A 17,963-nucleotide genomic window follows, 5' to 3' on the forward strand; every position below is an offset into this window, starting at 1 on the left:
TGGCTCAGCGGAACACCGACGGCGGTGGCGCGGGCGAGGCCACCGCGGTCGCGTCCGTGACGGGGGCCGCGCCGCCGCTGAAGTCGAGGAGGGCGCGCCCGTGTTCGACGCGCGCCGGGTGCGGGTCGCTCGCGCTGCGCCGGGTCAGTTCGGCGAGGGGAAGGGGCTGTGCGGAGGCGAGGAGCACGGCGTTGCCGAAGCGCTTGCCGCGCAGCACGGCCGGGTCGGCGACCAGCGCGAGCTCGGGGAAGACGGCGGCGGCGGTGGCGAGTTGCCCGCGCAGATAGCGCAGCGGCGGCCCGTCGGCGAGGTTGGCGGCGTAGTGGCCACCGGGTTTCAGGGCGCGGCGTACGTCGCCCAGGAACTCCACGGTGGTCAGGTGCGCGGGGGTGCGGGCCCCGCTGAACACGTCCCCGATCACGAGGTCCGCCCAGCCGTCCGGCACCTTCGCGAGCCCCTCGCGCGCGTCGCCGCCGCGCACGCGCACGCGTGCCTGCGGGTCAAGCGGCAGGGCGCGGCGCACCAGGGCGACGAGGGCGGTGTCCCGCTCGACGACCTGCTGGGTGGAGCGGGGGCGGGTCGCGGCCACGTAGCGGGCCAGGGTGAAGGCGCCGCCGCCGAGGTGCACGACGTGCAGGGGGCGGCCGGGCGGGGCGATGAGGTCGGCGATGTGGCCGAGCCTGCGCTGGTACTCGAAGCCGAGGTGGGTGGGGGCGGCGAGGTCGACGTGCGACTGGGGGGCGCCGTCCACGAGGAGGGTCCAGGCGTGGGGGCGGTCTCGGTCGGGGAGCAGTTCGGCGAGTCCGCCGTCGGTCTCTTCGACGAGGGGTTCTCGGGGGGATCGTGCTTGTCTGCTCCGTGCCACCAGCCCATTATCCCCGCGGTGCGCCCCAGACCCGCCCCTTCCCGATCCGGGTGCTGGCCGCCCCCGGCCCCCCGCTCAAAGCCATTGGCGCTCCGCGCCTCGTCCTCAAGCGCCGGACAGGCTGAATCCATCTCACCCACCCAGCCGCGAGCCGCTAGGTCGGGGAGTGCGAGGCAACCGCAGGTGTAAGGGCGGGCGGGTGGGAGATAAAGCCCGTCCGGCGTTTGAGGACACGGGGTCAGCGACAGTTGTCGGCGGCTTCGATCATGCGTTGGGCCTCGCCGAGCGCGGCCCGGAGCACCGCCGGATCGGTGACGGGGTCGGCGGCGCCGGGCGGCACCAGCCACCCCGTACCGGCGACGGGCGGAGGCGGCGGCGTGGACGGCACGCCGCTCGCACGGCCGCCGAAGGTCTGCGTACAGGCGCTGCCGGGCAGGTCCCACGCGGCGGCGGTGCCGGGCGGCACCAGGAAGCCGAGGGTGTCGCAGCCGCCGTCGTGCAGGACGGGCCCCACGGCCTCGTCGCCCGCGCCCCGGCGCAGGATGTCGACGGCTTCGAGGCCCTGCCGGGCGGGGACGGTCACCAGGTCGCAGTCGGCGTCGGGGTCGGAGTCGGCGTCTGGGTAGCCGTCACCCCCGTGGCCGTGGTGGGCCGGGTGCGCGCCGTAGGCCCGGAAGAGCCCCTGGTGAGCGGGGCCGTACGGGTCGCCGCCACCGGGCCCGGCGCTGCGGTCGTGGCTCGGCCGGTGCCGCGCCGTGGTCAGTGAGCCCCCAGATTCGCTGTTCTCCATGCCGACCTCCAACAAGGGAACCCCTCCTCGCCAGGGCGGGAGCCGCTTCGCTCCCTCTCCGCACTGGTACAACGCCCGACCGCGTCAACGGCTACGGCGCCACGCCGCCGCAAAGGATGGCAGTTCATGGCAGATCGCGGGTGAGATATCCGGTTTGTAGCCAAACTCCGCGTCACCGGTCGGTGACAGCGGGTACGTTCTTGCTCCGCCGGGACACGGCGGGACACGGCCGGACCACCCGGACCACCCACACCACCCAGACCAAGGGGACAGCGCGGGGGCGGGACCCGAACGGGGCGGCACGGTCCGTTCGAGAGGGCCACGTCGAGAGGAATCCGGCATGGCGTCGTCTTCCAGGACTTCGTCCACTCCGCCGCCACGGCCGAACCTCGCTTTCCGGCGCCTGCGCGGGCAGCGCTCACCGGGGGAGTTCGCGGCCCTGGTGCGCAGGGCCGCACGGGAGATCGGCGAGCGGGTCAGCTGCGACGCGCGGTATGTCGGCCGCGTCGAGGCGGGCGAGATCCGCTGCCCCAACTACGCGTACGAGCGGGTGTTCCTGCACATGTTCCCCGGCCGGGCCCTGACGGACCTCGGGTTCGTGCCGCGCGAGGCGGTGCGCGGCCGGGCGGCGCGCGCGGACACCGAGGCGGACCCGGCGCACGCCCAGGGGGCGCCCGCCCCCACCGGGCTCCGGCACCACGAGCAGAACCACAGCGACGAGGAGAGCGACGTGCGGCGTCGCGCATTCATGACCAGCGGCACCGCCACCATGGCGGCCGCCTCCTTCGGGGCGCTGCCCCTGAACGGCGTCGCCGAGGCCGACGTCGGCGTGCCCCGGCGGCACCGCGCGGCGGGCCGGGCCGAGGTGCACGCGGTCGAGGAGGCCGTCCGCAGGATCCGGCTGCTCGACGACCGGCACGGCGCCGACGGCCTGTACCGGCGCGCCGCCACCCCGCTGCGCACCGCCTACGCCCTCCTCGACGCGGGCACGGCCCGCCAGTCCACGACCGACCGGCTCTACTCGGGCGCGGGCGAGCTGGCGATCTCCGTCGGCTGGCTCGCGCACGACTCGGGCCGCTTCGACGACGCGCGCTCGCACTACGCGGAGGCGCTCGCGACGGCCCGGATGGCCGGTGACCCGGCCCTGGAGGCGCACGCCTTCTGCAACACGGCGTTCCTCGCCCGGGACACGGGCCGCCCGCGCGAGGCGGTGCGGGCCGCGCAGGCCGCGGCGCGCGCCGCCCGGGACCTCGCCTCGCCCCGGCTCCTGTCCCTGATCGCGCTGCGCGAGGCGGGCGGCTGGGCGGGGCTAGGCGACCGCGCGGCCTGCGAGCGGGCCCTCACGCGCGCGCACGCGCTCTTCGACCGGGGCCCCGGCGGCCACGAACCGGAGTGGATGACGTTCTACGGGCTCGCGGAGCTCGCGGGCCTTGAGGCGCAGTGCTGGTCGGCGCTCGGGCACTGGGAGCGCGCCGCGCGGCACGCGCACCGGGCGGTGGACGTCGCCGCGGCGCGGACGCCCGAGTTCGCCCGGAACATCGCCCTGTACACCGCCGAGCTCGCCGACGACCTGGCGCGCGCCGGGCGCCCGGACGAGGCGGCGGCCGCGGGCCTGCGGGTCCTCGCGCTGCTCGACGAGGTCCAGTCGTCGCGCATCCAGGGGATGCTCGCGGCCACCGCGCGGGTGCTGCTGCCGCACCAGCGGGCGTCCGGGGTAACCGACTTCCTGGAGTGCCACGCGGCCCGCGGGCACGCGTGAGGACGCCGAGCCGCCGCCGGGGGGCCTACGCGAGGTGCCCGGTCTCGTTCCACGACTCGATCGCGGGCTCTCCGTACGCCCAGCCGAGGACCGACAGGGAGGTCGGGTTGAGGCGGATGCGGGAGGCGAAGGAGATGTCGAGGCCGAGCCAGCGGGCGCCGATGGCGCGCAGGATGTGGCCGTGGGCGAAGACGAGCACGTCGCGGTCCGCGCCGCGGGCCCAGGTGATCACCTCGTCCGCGCGCGCGGAGACCTGCGCCAGCGTCTCGCCGTCCGGCACGCCGTCGCGCCAGATGAACCACCCGGGCCTGATCGCCTGGATGTCGGCCGGGGTCAGGCCGTCGTACGCTCCGTAGTCGAACTCCATCAGGGCGTCCCACTGCGCCGCCCGGTCGCCGAACCCGGCGATCTCGCACGTCTCCCGCGCGCGGGACAGCGGGCTGGTGCGCACCTCGACGCCGGGGAGGCCGTCGTAGGGCGCCTTGTGCAGTCGCTCGCCGAGCAGTTTCGCGCCGCGCCTGCCCTCGTCCAGGAGCGGGATGTCCGTCCTGCCGGTGTGCTTGCCGGACAGCGACCACTCCGTCTGTCCGTGCCGGGCCAGCAGGATGCGCGGTGCCATGAAGAGCCTTCCCAGAAGAACCGTTGTGCCGAAAACCGTCTGGACAAAGACGGACAAATACCCGCCCGCTCCCCCATTTGCCCTTCTGTTTCCCTCCATCATCACTCACGCGCCGCATGAGCAACCCGCGCGCCGATCTCTGCGTCTATGACCACCAGGGGGATGGCTCGGGGGCCTTCGCGTACGCCGTAAAGTGACCCAGCGGCCGTACGCCGCGAGAACTGAGCGGGAACAGCGCGAAATGAGATGGGGGACCCACCGGATGCCGCAGACCGAGGCACAGGGCGCCGGCAACGGCGGCATATCCGGGCACCGGGCAACCGGTGGCCTGCGCCCGCGCTGGTGGACCGAGCTGCCGCTGATCCTGCTCGTGTACGGAGCGTACTCGGCCGGCCGGCTGCTCGCCCGGGGGGACGTCACCACAGCCGTGGACCACGGCCTGTCGATCCTGCGGATCGAGAAGGCCATGAACATGAACCTCGAACATCCGCTGAACCGCCTCTTCACGGCCCACGCCTCCATCGGCGTCCCGGCCGACTTCTGGTACGCGTCCCTGCACTACCTGGTCACTCCGCTGATCCTCATCTGGATGTTCCGCAGCAGGGCGGTGCACTACGCGGCCGCGCGCACCTGGCTGATGGTCTCCACGCTCATCGGCCTGGTCGGCTTCTCGCTGATGCCGACCTGCCCGCCGCGCCTGCTCGACGCGAGCCACGGGTTCGTCGACACGATGGCGCAGTACAGCGACTGGGGCTGGTGGGGCGGCCAGGCCAGCGCGCCGCGCGGCCTCGGCGGCATGACCAACCAGTACGCGGCGATGCCGAGCCTGCACGTCGGCTGGTCCCTGTGGTGCGGTGTGATGCTGTGGCGCTACGGCCGCGGCCCGGTGGCCAAGACGGCGGCGGTCGCCTATCCGCTGCTGACCACGATCGTCGTCATGGGCACCGCCAACCACTACTTCTTCGACGCGCTCGCGGGCGTCGCCGTGATGCTCGTGGGCCTCGCCCTGGTCAAGCCGGTGCGGCGGCTCGCGCAGCGGGTCAAGGCGCGGCTGCGGCCGGTCCTCGCGAGCCTGCCGGGACGGGCCGGGTCCGCTGGCGACACGGCCGCCGAGGGCGCCGAGGGCGCGCGGGCGGGGGTCACGGTCGCCACGTCCGCCCCGGAAGCCTCCGTTGTCAGTGGCGGATGCCAGACTTCCACGGGTGAGCGAATCCCCCTTCAGCGCAAGCTCGCCGCCGAGCCGGGCGCCCCGCGACCGGGCCGCCCCGGGAGCACCGAGGACGGCGCTGCGGCAGCGGCTGGCGGAGCTGCGCGGACCTGACGTCCCGCCGCAGCCGCTCGACGCCCGCGCCCTGGCCGCGCTCGCGGCGAACCCGGGCTGCCGCAGACGCGCGCTCCTGGACGGCGCGGGGGTGCCGAAGGCGGCGCTCGCGCAGTCCCTCGGCTCCCCGGCCGCGTTCGGGCAGTCCCAGTTCGCGTTCATGCGCGGGCACGCCTTCGAGGCCCGGGTCAAGGCCGACGGCGGCGCGGAGCTGCTGCGCCTCACGCACGCGTGCCTGGGCGGCGGCCCGGAGCCGGTGCCGGGCGAGGCCGCGGCGCCGGACCTCACGGCGGCGGGGCCCGAAGGCCGCGCGGCCCGCACGGAGCTTGCGCTGCGCGAGGCCACGGCGGCCGGCGCCTGGACGCTGCTCGACCACCCGATGCTGGCCCTGGACGTCGCGGGCAGCGCCGCCTTCCTGGAGCCGGACGCGGTGGCGGTCGCTCCGGACGGCTCCTGGACCGTCGTCGAGATCAAGTCGTTCCCCATGATCGACGGTTCGGCGGACGCTGCGAAGGTGGGCGCCGCCGCCCGCCAGGCCGCGGTGTACGCCCTCGCGCTCGAGGACCTCGCCGCCCGGCTCGACCCGGCGCCCCGCGTGCGCTCGCGCGTCCTGCTCGTGTGCCCCAAGGACTTCTCGAACCTGCCGACGGCCGCCGCCGTGGACATCCGCAAGCAGCTGTCCGTCACCCGCCGCCAGCTGGCCCGCCTCGCCCGCGTCGAGGACATCGCGGCGACGCTGCCGCCCGGCACGACGTTCGACGTCACCCGCCCCGCCGCCGAGCTGACCGCCGCGGTCGAGGCGATTCCCGCGACGTACGCGCCGGAGTGCCTCGCGGCCTGCGAGCTGGCCTTCCACTGCCGTGACCGGTCCCGGGCGCGGGGAGAGGTGGCGGCCCTCGGGCGGTCCCTGCGGGCCGACCTCGGTGGGCTTGTCACGGTGGAGGCGGTGCTGGCCGCGGCGTCCGGTGCGGGCGGGGACGCGGGAGATCCGGCGGTGGTGGCGTTGCGGCGGGCCGCGGCGTTGCGGGCGGAGGCGCTGGCGGGGAGGCCGGGGTGACGCCCTCCCTCGCGGGGCGCCCCAGGCCCGCCCCTTCCCGCTCCGGGTGCTGGCCGCCCCCGTCCCCCCGCTCAAAACCATTGGCGCTCCGCGCCTCGTCCTCAAACGCCGGACGGGCTGAATCACCGCGCTTGCGCGCTTGTCCTCAAACGCCGGACGGGCTGGATCTTCGCTGGCGCGGCTGTTTTTCCCACCCACCCACGCGCGAGCCGCTAGGTCGGGGGGTGCGGGAGCAACCGCAGGTGTAAGGGCGGGCGGGTGGGAGAAGTAGCCCGTCCGGCGTTTGAGGACGAGCGCGTCAGCGCGACAGACGACGAGGGGCTCGCATGAGCTTGATTGACGACCTGGCCAGACTGGAGGCGGCGGCCACCGGCCGGGCGCAGCCGAGGGCGACGGTCCGCCACCGGCGGCTGTCCCAGCGCCCCCTGGTGTTCGTCCCGCTGACCACGGCGGGAGAGGCGGGCGCCCCGCTCGGGGCGCTGATCGGCACGGAGCGCACCCAACCGCGGCTCCTGGTCGTCCCGCAGCCCCGCGACCGCGACCTGCGCTTCGCGTTCCTCGCCCGCCTCGCCGACGAACTGCTGCCGTACGTGGAGTCGTACGCGGACGACGTGGAGGCGGCCGAGCGCACCGAGACCGACCCGGAGTCCGGCAAGCGCGTCAAGGTCGAGGTGGAGCTGTGCGCGGACGCGCCCCAGCTGATCGTGCCGAGCCGCGCGGGCGTGGACCTGGTGCGCCTGCTCGGCCGCTCGACGCGCTTTCGCAGGACCGCCGAGCAGGACCCGGACACACCGCATCCGGCGCCGCCGAGGGTGCCGCTGCTTGGGCGCTGGCTGACGCACTTCGGGGAGCGCGCCCGCGTGCCCGGCTCCGCGCTGCTCCTGTCCATGACGGACCTGCTGTCCCGGCACTGGGCGACGGGCCAGTCCAGCCTGGAGGAGCAGCACTTGGGCGCGCTGCTCGCCTGGATCGAGGCCCCCGAGGGCACGTCAGGGGCGCGGGCCGCGCTGCGCGCGGAGGTGGCGCGGGACGCGGCGGGCCAGCTCCTGTGCCCGCCCGCGGGCCCGGCCACCGACCCGGCGTTCGACAACGACCTGCTGGCCCCGGCCATCGACGCCTACGACCGCGCGCGGCAGGCGCTCGCCACCGCCGAGGACGGCCTGGCGGCCGACGCGCGCCTGGCCGCCCTGACCGCGGCCGAGCGGAAGATCCACGCCCTCGTCGAGAGCCGCACCCGGCCCACCTGGGACGCGGTGTGGCGCGGCCTCGACGCGCTGTGCACGCTGCCCGAGGCGCCGGGCGCCGTGGACCGCTGGCGCAGCGACCGCTGGTCGTACACCGCGCACCGCGACCGCGTCGCCGCCGGTGAGCCGCCGCAGCCGCGCGTCGACGACGCGGTGACGGCGGCGCAGAAGCTGGCCACGCGCGAGCGCGAGCAGGCCAGGATCGACGCCCAAGAGGCCCTGGACGACCCGCTGGTGATGGCCGGGCGGCGGCTCGCGGGCGAGGCCTTCGCCGGTGACGTGACCCAGGTGGTGCCCGCGTACAGCGAGGGGAAGTCGCCGCGCCCGCGCCCGCTGGTCACCGTGCGCACCGCCGACCGGCCGCATCTGGACGAGGGCGTGAAGGTGTACCGCTCCCTGGCCGGAAAGCCGCAGTCCGCGCAGTTCGTGACGTACGACGCCGAGGGCGCCCTGGTGCTGCGGATCCTCGACAAGATGGGCCGCGGCAAGGAGCCCGAGCCGGGGTCCGTGCCCGAGCCGGGCGACCGGCTGTGCTGGACGCTGTTCGAGCACGAGCAGCGCGGCGGGCCCAAGCTGCCCGACCCGGAGAACACCCCCTGGACGCACGGCGGTCCCCCGGACACCGCCGCCGAGCACCCCGACCTCGTGACCGCGGAGGACACCCTGTGACGCGCCCCGGCACCACGGCCCCCTTCGACCCGGCCGCGGCGGCCGCCCGGGCCACCGACGCGATCCTGCGGGACACGCTGCACGGCACGCACCGCGGCGTCGTCGTGGACTCGCCGCCGGGCGCGGGCAAGTCCACCCTTGTGGTGCGGGCCGCGCGCGAACTGGCCGCCGCGGGGCGGCCGCTGATGGTGGTGGCGCAGACCAACGCCCAGGTCGACGACCTGGTCCTGCGCCTGGCCGACAAGGACCCCCAGCTGCCGGTGGGGCGGCTGCACAGCAGTGACTCCGACCCGTACGACAAGGCGCTCGACGCGCTGGCGAACGTGAAGAAGTCCACGAAGGCCGCCGACCTCGCGGGGCTCGACGTGGTGGTGTCGACCGCCGCGAAGTGGGCGCACGTGCGGGGCGTCGAGCCGTGGGGGCACGCGATCGTCGACGAGGCGTACCAGATGCGGTCGGACGCGCTCCTGGCGGTGGCCGGGCTCTTCGAGCGGGCGCTGTTCGTGGGCGACCCCGGGCAGCTGGACCCGTTCGCGATCGCCGAGGCCGAGCAGTGGGCCTCGCTGGCGTACGACCCGTCGGCCAGCGCGGTGTCCACGCTGCTCGCGCACAATCCCGAACTGCCGCAGCACCGCCTGCCGGTGTCCTGGCGGCTGCCCGCGTCGGCCGCGCCCCTGGTGTCGGCCGCGTTCTACCCGTTCACGCCGTTCCGGAGCGGTACGGGGCACGAGGACCGGGCCCTGCGGTTCGCGGTGCCTTCGGACGGCTCAGGGCCCGACCGGGTGCTCGACGAGGCCGCCGCCTCCGGGTGGGGGCTCCTGGAGCTGCCCGCCCGGCACACGCCGCGCACGGACCCGGAGGCGGTGCGGGCCGTCGCCCTGGTGGTGCGGCGGATGCTCGACCGGGGCGGCGTGGCCACGTCGGAGCGGGACGCGGCGCCGGTGCCGGTCACCGCGGACCGGGTGGCGGTGGGCACGGCGCACCGGGACCAGGCGGCGGCCGTGCGGGGCGCGCTCGCGGATCTTGGCGTGACGGGGGTGACGGTGGACACCGCGAACCGGCTCCAGGGGCGGGAGTTCGACGTGACGGTGGTGCTGCATCCGCTGTCCGGGCGGCCCGACGCGACGGCGTTCCACCTGGAGACGGGGCGGCTGTGCGTGCTCGCCTCCCGGCATCGGCACGCGTGCGTCGTGGTGTGCCGGGCGGGGGTGGGGGGTCTCCTCGACGAGCATCCGTCCACGGAGCCCGTGCGGTTGGGCGTGACGGTGAAGTTCCCCGACGGGTGGGACGCGATGATGACGACGTGGGACCACTTGTCGGCCCACCGGGTGCCGTGGCGCTGACCCTGGCGGTGCTGCCAGAGTCTTCAGCCCGTCCGGCGTTTGAGGACGAGGCGCGGAGCGCCGACAACGGACGGCGACGGTCTTGCGGGGCAAGGGACAATGGGGCACAGCACCAGGCGTACGAGGGAAGGAACGTGAACATGGCGGAACCCGAGGCACAGGGCAAGCGCATGCGTCCCGCGCCGTTGCTCTTCGAGCCCGCGGAGGCCGCCGCCGACCCCGAGCACTTCTTCGACCTGGAGTCGATCGAGGACCCCCGCGAGCTGCTCGACCGGTCGACCGAGCTGGCCCTGGCGTTCCGCGCGGCGACCGACAGGTCCGTGGAGTTCCAGGCGATCGCCGCCGCGCAGCTCGCCGACCCCCGCCGGTTCGACCGGCTGACCCCGGCGGCCATCGCCGAGCGCGCGCGGTGGACCGAGGACTACGCCAAGAAGATGGTGGAGTTCGGCAGGGACCTGCTGCGCGGCGAGGGCCAGGGGGCCTCGTAAACCCTCCTGGCATATGCCCGGGGGCAAGGTACCGGAGGCGGTGGCGGACTGTCCCGGTTTCCGGCAACCCTGGGAAGAGCTTCGCTCACGCACGGTAAATGTCATCTCCATGAGCATCCCCCTCCCCCACACCAGCGGACCCTCCGCCACCGAGGTCACCCCCGACGGCGCGGCCTGGCTCGCGTCCGCGGAAACGTATCCGCGCAGCGTGCTCGCCGACTGGCGGACCCGGCCCCGCGCCCCCGCCGTACTGCCCTGCGGGACGGTGTTCGACGTGGTGAGCGTGGACGCCGTCTTCGGGCGGAAGCTGGTCGACCGGTTATGGCACGAGGGCCCCGGCTCGGGCCCCGTCGCCGTGCACCGGGGCCGGGTCCTGCTGTTCACCGCGCCCGGCACCGCCCAGCGGCTGCCCGCGCTCCTGGAGTGGGAGGAGTGGGCCGCGGCCGTGCCGTCGCCGCTGTGCCACGGCCTCGGCGACGCCGTCACCGTGCCGCCCCTGGCGCGGGCCGAAGGGGACCGCCTCGGCTCGCGCTGGCTGGTGGCCCCCGGCGCCCGCGAGCCCTGGCTGCCGGGCCCCGAGGTGGTCCTGTGGGCGCTCGTGCGGGCGGCCCGCACGGCCGCGGGGCCGGGCGCGCGCGTATCGATTTTTCCCCGCGGCGATCAGGATGCTAAGGTCTACGACGTCAGCAGGCGCCGCTAGCTCAGTTGGTTAGAGCAGCTGACTCTTAATCAGCGGGTCCGGGGTTCGAGTCCCTGGCGGCGCACAGACGGGAAGAAGCCCCTCACGGAACGTGAGGGGCTTCTTTCGTGCCCGCACTTGCACCCGCCCGCGCCCGTCAGCCGGGGGTGACCTCCACCGTCCACGCCCCCGACGGCGTACGGCCCGCCACCTCGACCCGGACGTCCGTGCCGGGCACCGTGAAGCTCTCCCCCGCGCGCACCGGCGCGTCCGCGAGCGGCGGATAGACCGAGTCGCCCCAGCACGCCTCCGTGGCCGGATGGGCGTCCACCACCTCGACGGGGCCGTGGCCGGACGCCGTGTCGCCGTGCACGCGGTAGAGCAGCACGCCCTCGCGGCACGTCGCGTGGTCGTTGCCCGCCGAGCCGCGCGCCTCGATCGCGACCGCGCTGCCCCGCCCTGTGCGGACCACGGCCAGCTTGGTGCCGCCGACGCCCCCGCGCGCGGGCGCCGCCGACAGGGCCTCGAGCGTCAGCCTTCTCGTACCGCCCTGGACGCACACCACCTGGCGCGGGTCCAGCCAGCCGAGCTTCCACTTGTGCCAGCCGAACAGGTCGGGCGCGAGGCCGAACTGGCTGCCCATGACGTCCCAGTCACCGACGTAGGTGTCCCAGTCGCCCTTGCCGTCGGCGGGGCGGTGATAGAGGTCCGGCAGGTCGAAGACGTGACCCGTCTCGTGGGCGAGGACGTTGCGGTCCGGCGGATGGCGCTCGAAGACCGTGACGATGCGCCGGAGCGAAGCGCCGTCCGCGCGCAGCGGGCGGTCGAAGTTCACGACCTTCGTCGCGTCCGAGTCGACGCCCGGCGCGTCCGGATCGGCCACGAAGTACACGATGTCGTACGCCGAGAAGTCCACGTGGGGATCGGCCGCGGCGAGGGCGTCCCGCAGATAGGCGGCGCGGTGCCGGGCGTTCCAGTCGCGCTCTATGGCATACGCGGTGGACGCCTTCGGCATCCGGATCCACTCGGACTGGGGATGCGCGCGCAACGCGAACCGCCCGTACGAGGCACGCGCGAAGAACTCGCTGGTCTCGGGGAAGTGGTCGGCCGCGAGCTCCGCGGGCGTCGTCAGGGGCGGCGAGTCCGGGAAGGAAAGGAAGATCATGACGGCGTCGCGGGCCGCGGTGGGGCGCGGATAGGCGGCGTTCCAGGTGTCGAGGCCCTCCGAGTGGTGGGCGGCCGTGCGCCGCAGGGCGCACGGGCCCGCCGCGCCGTGGGCGATCGCGGGGCCCGCGACCAGGGACGTGGCGGCGACGGCGGTCAGGCAGGTGAGCAGGGCGGCCGCGGTGCGCAGGCGCGGCTTTCCCCCCACACGGGTGAGCATCCAAGGGGGGAGCTGACGCTCCACATCGACCTCCGGGTGCGGAATGCGAGACACCTCACCCACCCTGTGGTGATTTATCGCTCTTCGCCCAGTTTGTCTGACCTGACCGAGTGAACATGGTCAAGAAGTCGACACGCGTGGTGCTTACTCACCGTCACAAGCGATCGCCGCAGAAAGGAAGCGGGACAGGGTCGAGCAGAAACGATCTGTCGGAGCCATCGGACCCGGCCCCGCGGCGTGCGGCGGCTGGAGGCGATGCGGACCACCCTCTATGATCGGCACACTTTCCGGGCCCCGTCGGCCGCCCGCCACCGGCCGATCGCCTCCCCAGACCCGCCAGGAACAGGGGCCCCATCGACCTGCTCGATCAATCGCACTGCGGGAGCAAGCGGTGAACGGAACGTCAGAAGGGCCGACTGCCACAGCGGTCACAGCACGGGGCCACACCTGGCCCGCCGTCACAGATTGTAATCATTTCGGCCTGGCGGGTCCCTCCGCCCGGGGCACCGCCGACTACCGCGCGGCCTTCGACGCGGCCCCGCTGCCCCTCGCCGTCGTGGACCGCGAGGGCCTCGTCGTCTGCGCCAACGACGCCTTCGCCGACCTGCTCGGCACGGACCCCGTCGACCTGCCGGGACGGGCCGCCGCCGAGCTTGTGGACCTCGCCTCGGACGCCCGCACCTGGCACGCCTACCGCGAGGTGCTCCGCGGCCGCCAGGCCAAGCTGCGCTGCACGCGCCGTCTGAAGCACCCCGACGGGCACTCCCTGTGGACGCAGATCACCATCGCCCCGCTGCCCGGCGAGCGGGGCGCGGCGGGCTCGGTGCTGCTCGCCGCCGCCGACATCAGCGCCCGCCGCGACCTCCAGGCGCGCCTGCGCCACCTCCAGATGCACGACCCCGTGACCCGCCTGCCCAACCGCGCCCTGTTCTTCGAGCGGCTGACCGCCGCCCTGGAGGCGGGCGCCTACGACGACGCGAGCACCGGCCGCGTCGGCCTGTGCTATCTGGACCTCGACGGGTTCAAGGCGGTCAACGACACCCTCGGGCACCGCGTCGGCGACCGGCTGCTCGCCGCCGTCGCCGAACGCCTCACCGCCTGCGCCGACCGGGCCGCGTACGGCAGGACCTCCGCGCCCCTGGTCGCACGGCTCGGCGGGGACGAGTTCGCGCTGCTCGTGGAGGACTCCACGGGCACCGACCAGCTCGCGGACCTCGCCGACGCGGTGCTGCGGACCCTGCAGCAGCCCTTCGACCTGTCCGGCCAGCGGCTTTCCCTCTCGGCGTCCATCGGCGTCGTCGAGCGGCGCGCCGCGGGCACCACCACGACCGGTCTGATGCAGGCCGCCGACACCACGCTGTACTGGGCGAAGACCGACGGCAAGGCCCGCTGGACGCTCTTCGACCCCGAGCGCAACGCGCACCGCATGACCCGGCAGGCGCTGTCCAGTTCGCTGCGGCCCGCCGTCGAGCGCGATGAGTTCGTCCTCGACTACCAGCCGCTCGTCGCCCTGGAGGACGGCGAGCTGCGGGGCGTGGAGGCGCTGGTGCGGTGGGACCATCCGCAGTTCGGACTGCTCACGCCGAATCGGTTCATCGGACTTGCTGAAGAAGACGGCTCGATCGTGCAGCTGGGCCGCTGGGTGCTGCGCACCGCCTGCCGCCAGGCGCGCCGCTGGCAGCTCGAACACCCCGAGCGCGAGCCGGTGTTCGTGAGCGTGAACGTCGCCGTGCGGCAGGTGTGGGACTCCGACCTCGTCGCCGACGTGGCCGAGATCCTCGCCGAGACCGGTCTCGAACCCCGGCTGCTCCAGCTGGAGCTGACCGAGTCCGCGGTCATGGGCTCCGCCGGGCGCCCGCTGCAGGCGCTCCAGGCGCTGAGCGACATGGGGGTGCGGATCGCCATCGACGACTTCGGCACCGGGTACTCCAACCTCGCGTACCTGAGCCGTCTGCCGGTGTCCGTCCTCAAGCTGGACGGGGCGTTCGTGCGCGGTTTCCAGTACGAGGACGGCGACGAGCGCGCGGGGCACGCCAACCCGGCCGACGAAGTGATCGTGGAGGCCCTGGTGCGCCTGGCCCACCAGCTCGGGCTCACCGTCACCGCGGAGTGCGTGGAGACGGCCGGGCAGGCGCGGCGGCTGCGCAGGATCGGCTGCGACACCGGCCAGGGCTGGCTGTACTCGCGTGCCGTGGGGGCGGATCGTATCTCCGTACTGCTCGCGGCCGAACGTCTGACGGCCGCGGACGCCTGACCCGGCGGGCCGACGGGTGATGGCGCCGCCCCCACCCCCGTTGAGGGGGCGGCGCCCGCCCGTCAGGCCGCCGTGGGCAGCCCGTACGCGTCCGCGATGAGTTCGTAGGAGCGCAGGCGCACGTCCCCGCTGTGCGCGTTGGCTGTGAGCATCAGCTCGTCGGCGCCGGTGCGCTTGGCGAGGTCGTCGAGGCCCGCGCGGACCTGCTCGGCGGTGCCGTGCACGACGTTGGCGTTCCAGCCGGTGACGAAGTCCCGCTCGACGTCGCTGAACACGTGCGCCGCCGCCTCCTGTGGGGTGGGGACCAGGCCCGGGCGGCCGGTGCGCAGCCGGATCATGTTCAGGGCGGCGGCCCGCACCTGGCGGCGGGCCTCCTCCTCGTCGTCCGTGGCCAGCGCGGACACGCCGATCAGGGCGTACGGGGCGTCCAGGACGGCGGACGGGCGGAACGACTCGCGGTACAGGTCGAGCGCCGGGAGCGTGTTCTGCGCGGAGAAGTGGTGCGCGAAGGCGAAGGGCAGGCCGAGCACACCGGCGAGGCGGGCGCTGAAGCCGGAGGAGCCGAGGAGCCAGACCGGCGGGCGGTGCGGGGACTGGACGCCGCCGGGGGACGTGGCCTGGACGGGGCCCGGGACCGCGTGGATGCGGGCGTAGGGGTGGCCGTCGGGGAAGTCGTCGTCCAGGAAGCGGGTCAGCTCCGCGAGCTGCTGGGGGAATTCGTCCGCTCCCTCGCTCAGGCGCTCGGTGCGGCGCAGGGCCGCCGCGGTGGCGCCGTCCGTGCCCGGGGCCCGGCCGAGGCCGAGGTCCACGCGGCCCGGGGCCAGGGCCTCCAGGGTGCCGAACTGCTCCGCGATCACCAGCGGGGCGTGGTTGGGGAGCATGACGCCGCCGGAGCCCAGGCGGATGCGGGTCGTGTGGGCCGCCAGGTGGGCGAGGATCACCGCCGGGGACGAGGAGGCCACGCCTGGCATGGAGTGGTGCTCGGCCACCCAGTGGCGGTGGTAGCCGCGGGATTCCGCGAGCTTGGCGAGGCGCACGCTGGTGCGGAGGGCTGTGGTGGCGGTGTGGCCGGCGCCTACGGTGACCAGGTCCAGGACGGAGAGGGGGGTGGGGGCCGTGCCCCTTGGCTTGGCCGTGATGCCTTCCGCTGCCGCGGTGGGGGTTGCTCCGTCGTGGTCGGGCTGTGTCACCGGGGGCTCCTGGGGGTGGGCTGGGGGGCGTACGCCCAGCTTTAACAGGAGGCCAACTCCGCTTATTCCCTCGCGGGGCGCCCCAGGCCCGCCCCTTCCCGATCCGGGTGCTGGCCGCCCCCGGCCCCCCGCTCAAAGCCATTGGCGCTCCGCGCCTCGTCCTCAAACGCCGGACGGGCTGAAACACCGCGCTTGCGCGCTTGTCCTCAAGCGCCGGACGGGCTGAAACGTCGCCTGCTCGGGCCTGGCTTTTCCCACCCACCCACGCGCGAGCCGCTAGGTCGGGGGGTGCCGTTGCAGCCGCAGGTGTAAGGGCGGGCGGGTGGGAGATATAGCCCGTCCGGCGTTTGAGGACGTCAGGGGGCCTGGATCACGGGTTCCTTGGTGAAGAGGGTGCCGAGGGCGGGGGCGTTGACCCGCCGGGAGGCCAGGCGGAGGGCCTCCCAGACGGTGACCTGGTTGGCGGTGAGGACCGGCTTGCCGAGGGCGGACTCCAAGGCGGGCAGACAGCGCGCGGTGTGCAGCGCGGTGTCGGGCAGCAGCACCGCCTCCGCGTCGGGATGGTCGGCCGAGCGGGCGAGCGCGAGCACCCGCTCGGGCCCCCACGTGCCGACCTCCGCCGCCGTGACGACGCCGCTGGAGCGCAGGGACACCACGTCGACCCCGGCCGCCTTGAGGAAGGTGGCGAAGTGCCCGGCGACGTCCTCGGGATAGGTCGCCGCGACGGCCACGCGCCCCGCCCCCAGCTCCCGTACCGCGTGGGCGAAGGCGAACGACGTGGAGGAGGCGGGCAGACCGGCCGCGCGGGCGAGCGCGCGCACCTGGTCGTGGGCGCCCTCCCAGCCGAAGACGAAGCTGCCGCTGGTGCACGCCCACACGACGGCCTCCGCGCCGGTGAGCCGCAGCTCCTCGACCCCGGCGGCGAGCCGCGCCGGTGACCCCATCTCCAGGAGCGCGTCCACGCGGTGGGCGTCCTCGCCGATGTCCGTGTGCACGACCTGGAGGCGGATGTCGGAGCCGAGGAGCTGTTCGACGCGCGGGTACTCGTCCTCGGCGGAGTGGCCCGGGTACAGGAATCCGAGTGCGGTCACGTCCAGCCTCCTTCTGTGGTGGGGTCCCCGGCTCCGGGGCCCGCGGGCGGGTCGGGCAGCGCCTCGGGCGCCGCGGGGGACGGCGGGTCGGCGACCGCGGGCCCCGCGACCCCGCTCGCCTCCGGCTCAAGCGCGCCGAGCGCCGGGTCGAGGGGGTCGAGGCCGGCCGCTCCCGGCCGCGCGCCCGCGTCGATCAGCGCCTGGTAGGGCCCTACCGCACGCGTGCCGAGGCGACGCAGCGCCGACCACATCGTCACCTGGTTCGCCGACAGGACCGGCACCCGCAGCTCCGCCTCCAGCTGCGGGATGACGTCGTACGTGGGGAGGTTCGTGCAGCTGATGAACAGCGCGTCCACCGGCTGGAGCACCGCGCGCCGCGCCATGTCGGCGACGTCCCGGTACGACACCTTCCAGATGTGCCGGGTGAGCCCGAGGTAGGCGCGGCCCACGACGGAGACGCCCGCCTCGGCCAGGTACTCCTCAAGGGCCTGGGTGACCGACCAGGTGTAGGGCGTGACGAGGGCGATGCGGCGCGCGTCGAACTCGGCGAGCGCCTCCAGGAGCGCGCCGGAGGTCGTCAGGGCGGCCCTCGCGCCCTCGCGCGCCATGGCCTCGCACATGGCGCGCTCGCCCGCGATGCCGCCGACGAAGCTGCCCGACGTGCAGGCGTACGCGAGGACTTCGGGCTCGGCGGCGGTGAGCGCGCGCACGGCCTCGGCGAGCGTCTCGTGCTCGCTGACCAGGCGCGCCAGGTCGAGGCTGACCTCGACGGGCACGTACGGCGTCCGCGTCAGGTGCAGGGAGACCTCGTCCGGGACCCACCGCCACAGCTCGCGGTCGAGGGCGAAGTCGAAGGGGGCGACGACACCGACTCCGCGCTGGGGGTGGGGTCCGCCCGCCATCGAGAAGGAGGTGAAGGAAGTGACGTCCATGAGCAGGCCCTACGTTCGTGCGTGCAGTGACAGGGCCGGCCGGGGGCCGGAAGTGGTGCGGTACCGGCGACGTGCCGGGACGTCGGGACGGGGGGACGCGTGCGGGGTGCGCACGGTGCGCGGGGACGAGCGAGCGGAACGTTCTCGCCGCCGCGGTCTCGGAAGTGAAGTTCCTCTGTTGACGAAGGTAGGTTCGGGTGCCAGCGTGGTCAATCCGCACATCTCAGACAGTCGGCCGGAGGCTCGTGACCGCCGGCCACCCCCACGTACTTTCCAGG

At 74.6% G+C, this 17,963-nt stretch carries 15 protein-coding genes and 1 tRNA gene; 9 read left to right on the forward strand and 7 right to left on the reverse strand.

Translation table 11 applies throughout. The annotated features are described in order from the left end of the window. Positions 1-4 precede the first annotated feature (4 nt). Entirely contained in the window at positions 5-865 is an 861-nt protein-coding gene (locus AC07A4_RS09705; RefSeq protein ID WP_478595328.1) for a spermidine synthase, read from the reverse strand. A 238-nt stretch (positions 866-1,103) separates the two neighbouring features. Then, complete coding sequence (locus AC07A4_RS09710) at positions 1,104-1,655, reverse strand: hypothetical protein (RefSeq protein ID WP_478595330.1); 552 nt, start codon at positions 1,653-1,655, stop codon at positions 1,104-1,106. A gap of 340 nt (positions 1,656-1,995) precedes the next feature. Between AC07A4_RS09710 and AC07A4_RS09715 the strand changes: the two genes are divergently transcribed. Continuing rightward, positions 1,996-3,414 carry a tetratricopeptide repeat protein gene (locus tag AC07A4_RS09715; RefSeq protein WP_478595332.1) on the forward strand — a complete coding sequence of 473 codons (1,419 nt, stop codon included), beginning with the start codon at positions 1,996-1,998 and terminating at the stop codon, positions 3,412-3,414. Between the two features lie 25 nt (positions 3,415-3,439). Here the strand turns inward: AC07A4_RS09715 and AC07A4_RS09720 are convergent, their stop codons facing one another. After that, positions 3,440-4,033 (reverse strand): histidine phosphatase family protein, encoded by a 594-nt coding sequence (locus AC07A4_RS09720; protein ID WP_478595335.1) that lies wholly within the window; start codon positions 4,031-4,033, stop codon positions 3,440-3,442. 262 nt (positions 4,034-4,295) lie between these two features. Here AC07A4_RS09720 and AC07A4_RS09725 point away from each other — a divergent pair, with 262 nt between their 5' ends. From AC07A4_RS09725 to AC07A4_RS09755, 7 genes are all read left to right on the forward strand, one after another. After that, positions 4,296-5,354 (forward strand): phosphatase PAP2 family protein, encoded by a 1,059-nt coding sequence (locus AC07A4_RS09725; protein WP_478595338.1) that lies wholly within the window; start codon positions 4,296-4,298, stop codon positions 5,352-5,354. Continuing rightward, positions 5,236-6,411, forward strand: coding sequence for a hypothetical protein (locus AC07A4_RS09730; protein ID WP_478595340.1), 1,176 nt, complete (start codon positions 5,236-5,238; stop codon positions 6,409-6,411). Before AC07A4_RS09725 ends, AC07A4_RS09730 begins: the two co-directional genes overlap by 119 nt. Positions 6,412-6,737: 326 nt before the next feature. After that, positions 6,738-8,324 (forward strand): hypothetical protein, encoded by a 1,587-nt coding sequence (locus tag AC07A4_RS09735; protein ID WP_478595343.1) that lies wholly within the window; start codon positions 6,738-6,740, stop codon positions 8,322-8,324. Further along, positions 8,321-9,667 carry an AAA domain-containing protein gene (locus AC07A4_RS09740; RefSeq protein ID WP_478595345.1) on the forward strand — a complete coding sequence of 449 codons (1,347 nt, stop codon included), beginning with the start codon at positions 8,321-8,323 and terminating at the stop codon, positions 9,665-9,667. The genes AC07A4_RS09735 and AC07A4_RS09740 overlap by 4 nt, the downstream gene beginning before the upstream one ends. 140 nt (positions 9,668-9,807) lie before the next feature. Continuing rightward, positions 9,808-10,155, forward strand: coding sequence for a hypothetical protein (locus tag AC07A4_RS09745; RefSeq protein WP_478595347.1), 348 nt, complete (start codon positions 9,808-9,810; stop codon positions 10,153-10,155). 109 nt (positions 10,156-10,264) lie between these two features. Beyond that, the gene (locus AC07A4_RS09750; protein WP_478595349.1) at positions 10,265-10,855 is read left to right on the forward strand and encodes a bifunctional DNA primase/polymerase; all 591 of its coding nucleotides are present in this window, start codon (positions 10,265-10,267) and stop codon (positions 10,853-10,855) included. Next, positions 10,846-10,919 (forward strand) — tRNA-Lys (locus AC07A4_RS09755). Before AC07A4_RS09750 ends, AC07A4_RS09755 begins: the two co-directional genes overlap by 10 nt. A 72-nt stretch (positions 10,920-10,991) precedes the next feature. On the opposite strand, the gene AC07A4_RS09760 is transcribed toward AC07A4_RS09755, so the two are convergent. After that, complete coding sequence (locus AC07A4_RS09760; protein ID WP_478595351.1) at positions 10,992-12,218, reverse strand: M6 family metalloprotease domain-containing protein; 1,227 nt, start codon at positions 12,216-12,218, stop codon at positions 10,992-10,994. Positions 12,219-12,609: 391 nt separating this feature from the next. Between AC07A4_RS09760 and AC07A4_RS09765 the strand changes: the two genes are divergently transcribed. Further along, positions 12,610-14,472, forward strand: a complete 1,863-nt coding sequence (locus tag AC07A4_RS09765) for a putative bifunctional diguanylate cyclase/phosphodiesterase (protein ID WP_478595353.1) — start codon at positions 12,610-12,612, stop codon at positions 14,470-14,472. A gap of 62 nt (positions 14,473-14,534) precedes the next feature. On the opposite strand, the gene AC07A4_RS09770 is transcribed toward AC07A4_RS09765, so the two are convergent. From AC07A4_RS09770 to AC07A4_RS09780, 3 genes are all read right to left on the reverse strand, one after another. Beyond that, positions 14,535-15,611, reverse strand: a complete 1,077-nt coding sequence (locus AC07A4_RS09770) for an LLM class flavin-dependent oxidoreductase (protein ID WP_478595935.1) — start codon at positions 15,609-15,611, stop codon at positions 14,535-14,537. Between the two features lie 407 nt (positions 15,612-16,018). Further along, the gene (locus AC07A4_RS09775) at positions 16,019-16,753 is read right to left on the reverse strand and encodes a maleate cis-trans isomerase family protein (protein WP_478595356.1); all 735 of its coding nucleotides are present in this window, start codon (positions 16,751-16,753) and stop codon (positions 16,019-16,021) included. Next, entirely contained in the window at positions 16,750-17,685 is a 936-nt protein-coding gene (locus tag AC07A4_RS09780; RefSeq protein WP_478595359.1) for a maleate cis-trans isomerase family protein, read from the reverse strand. The genes AC07A4_RS09775 and AC07A4_RS09780 overlap by 4 nt, the downstream gene beginning before the upstream one ends. Positions 17,686-17,963 lie beyond the last annotated feature (278 nt).

The sequence above is a fragment of the Streptomyces sp. NPDC043996 genome (assembly GCF_056435225.1).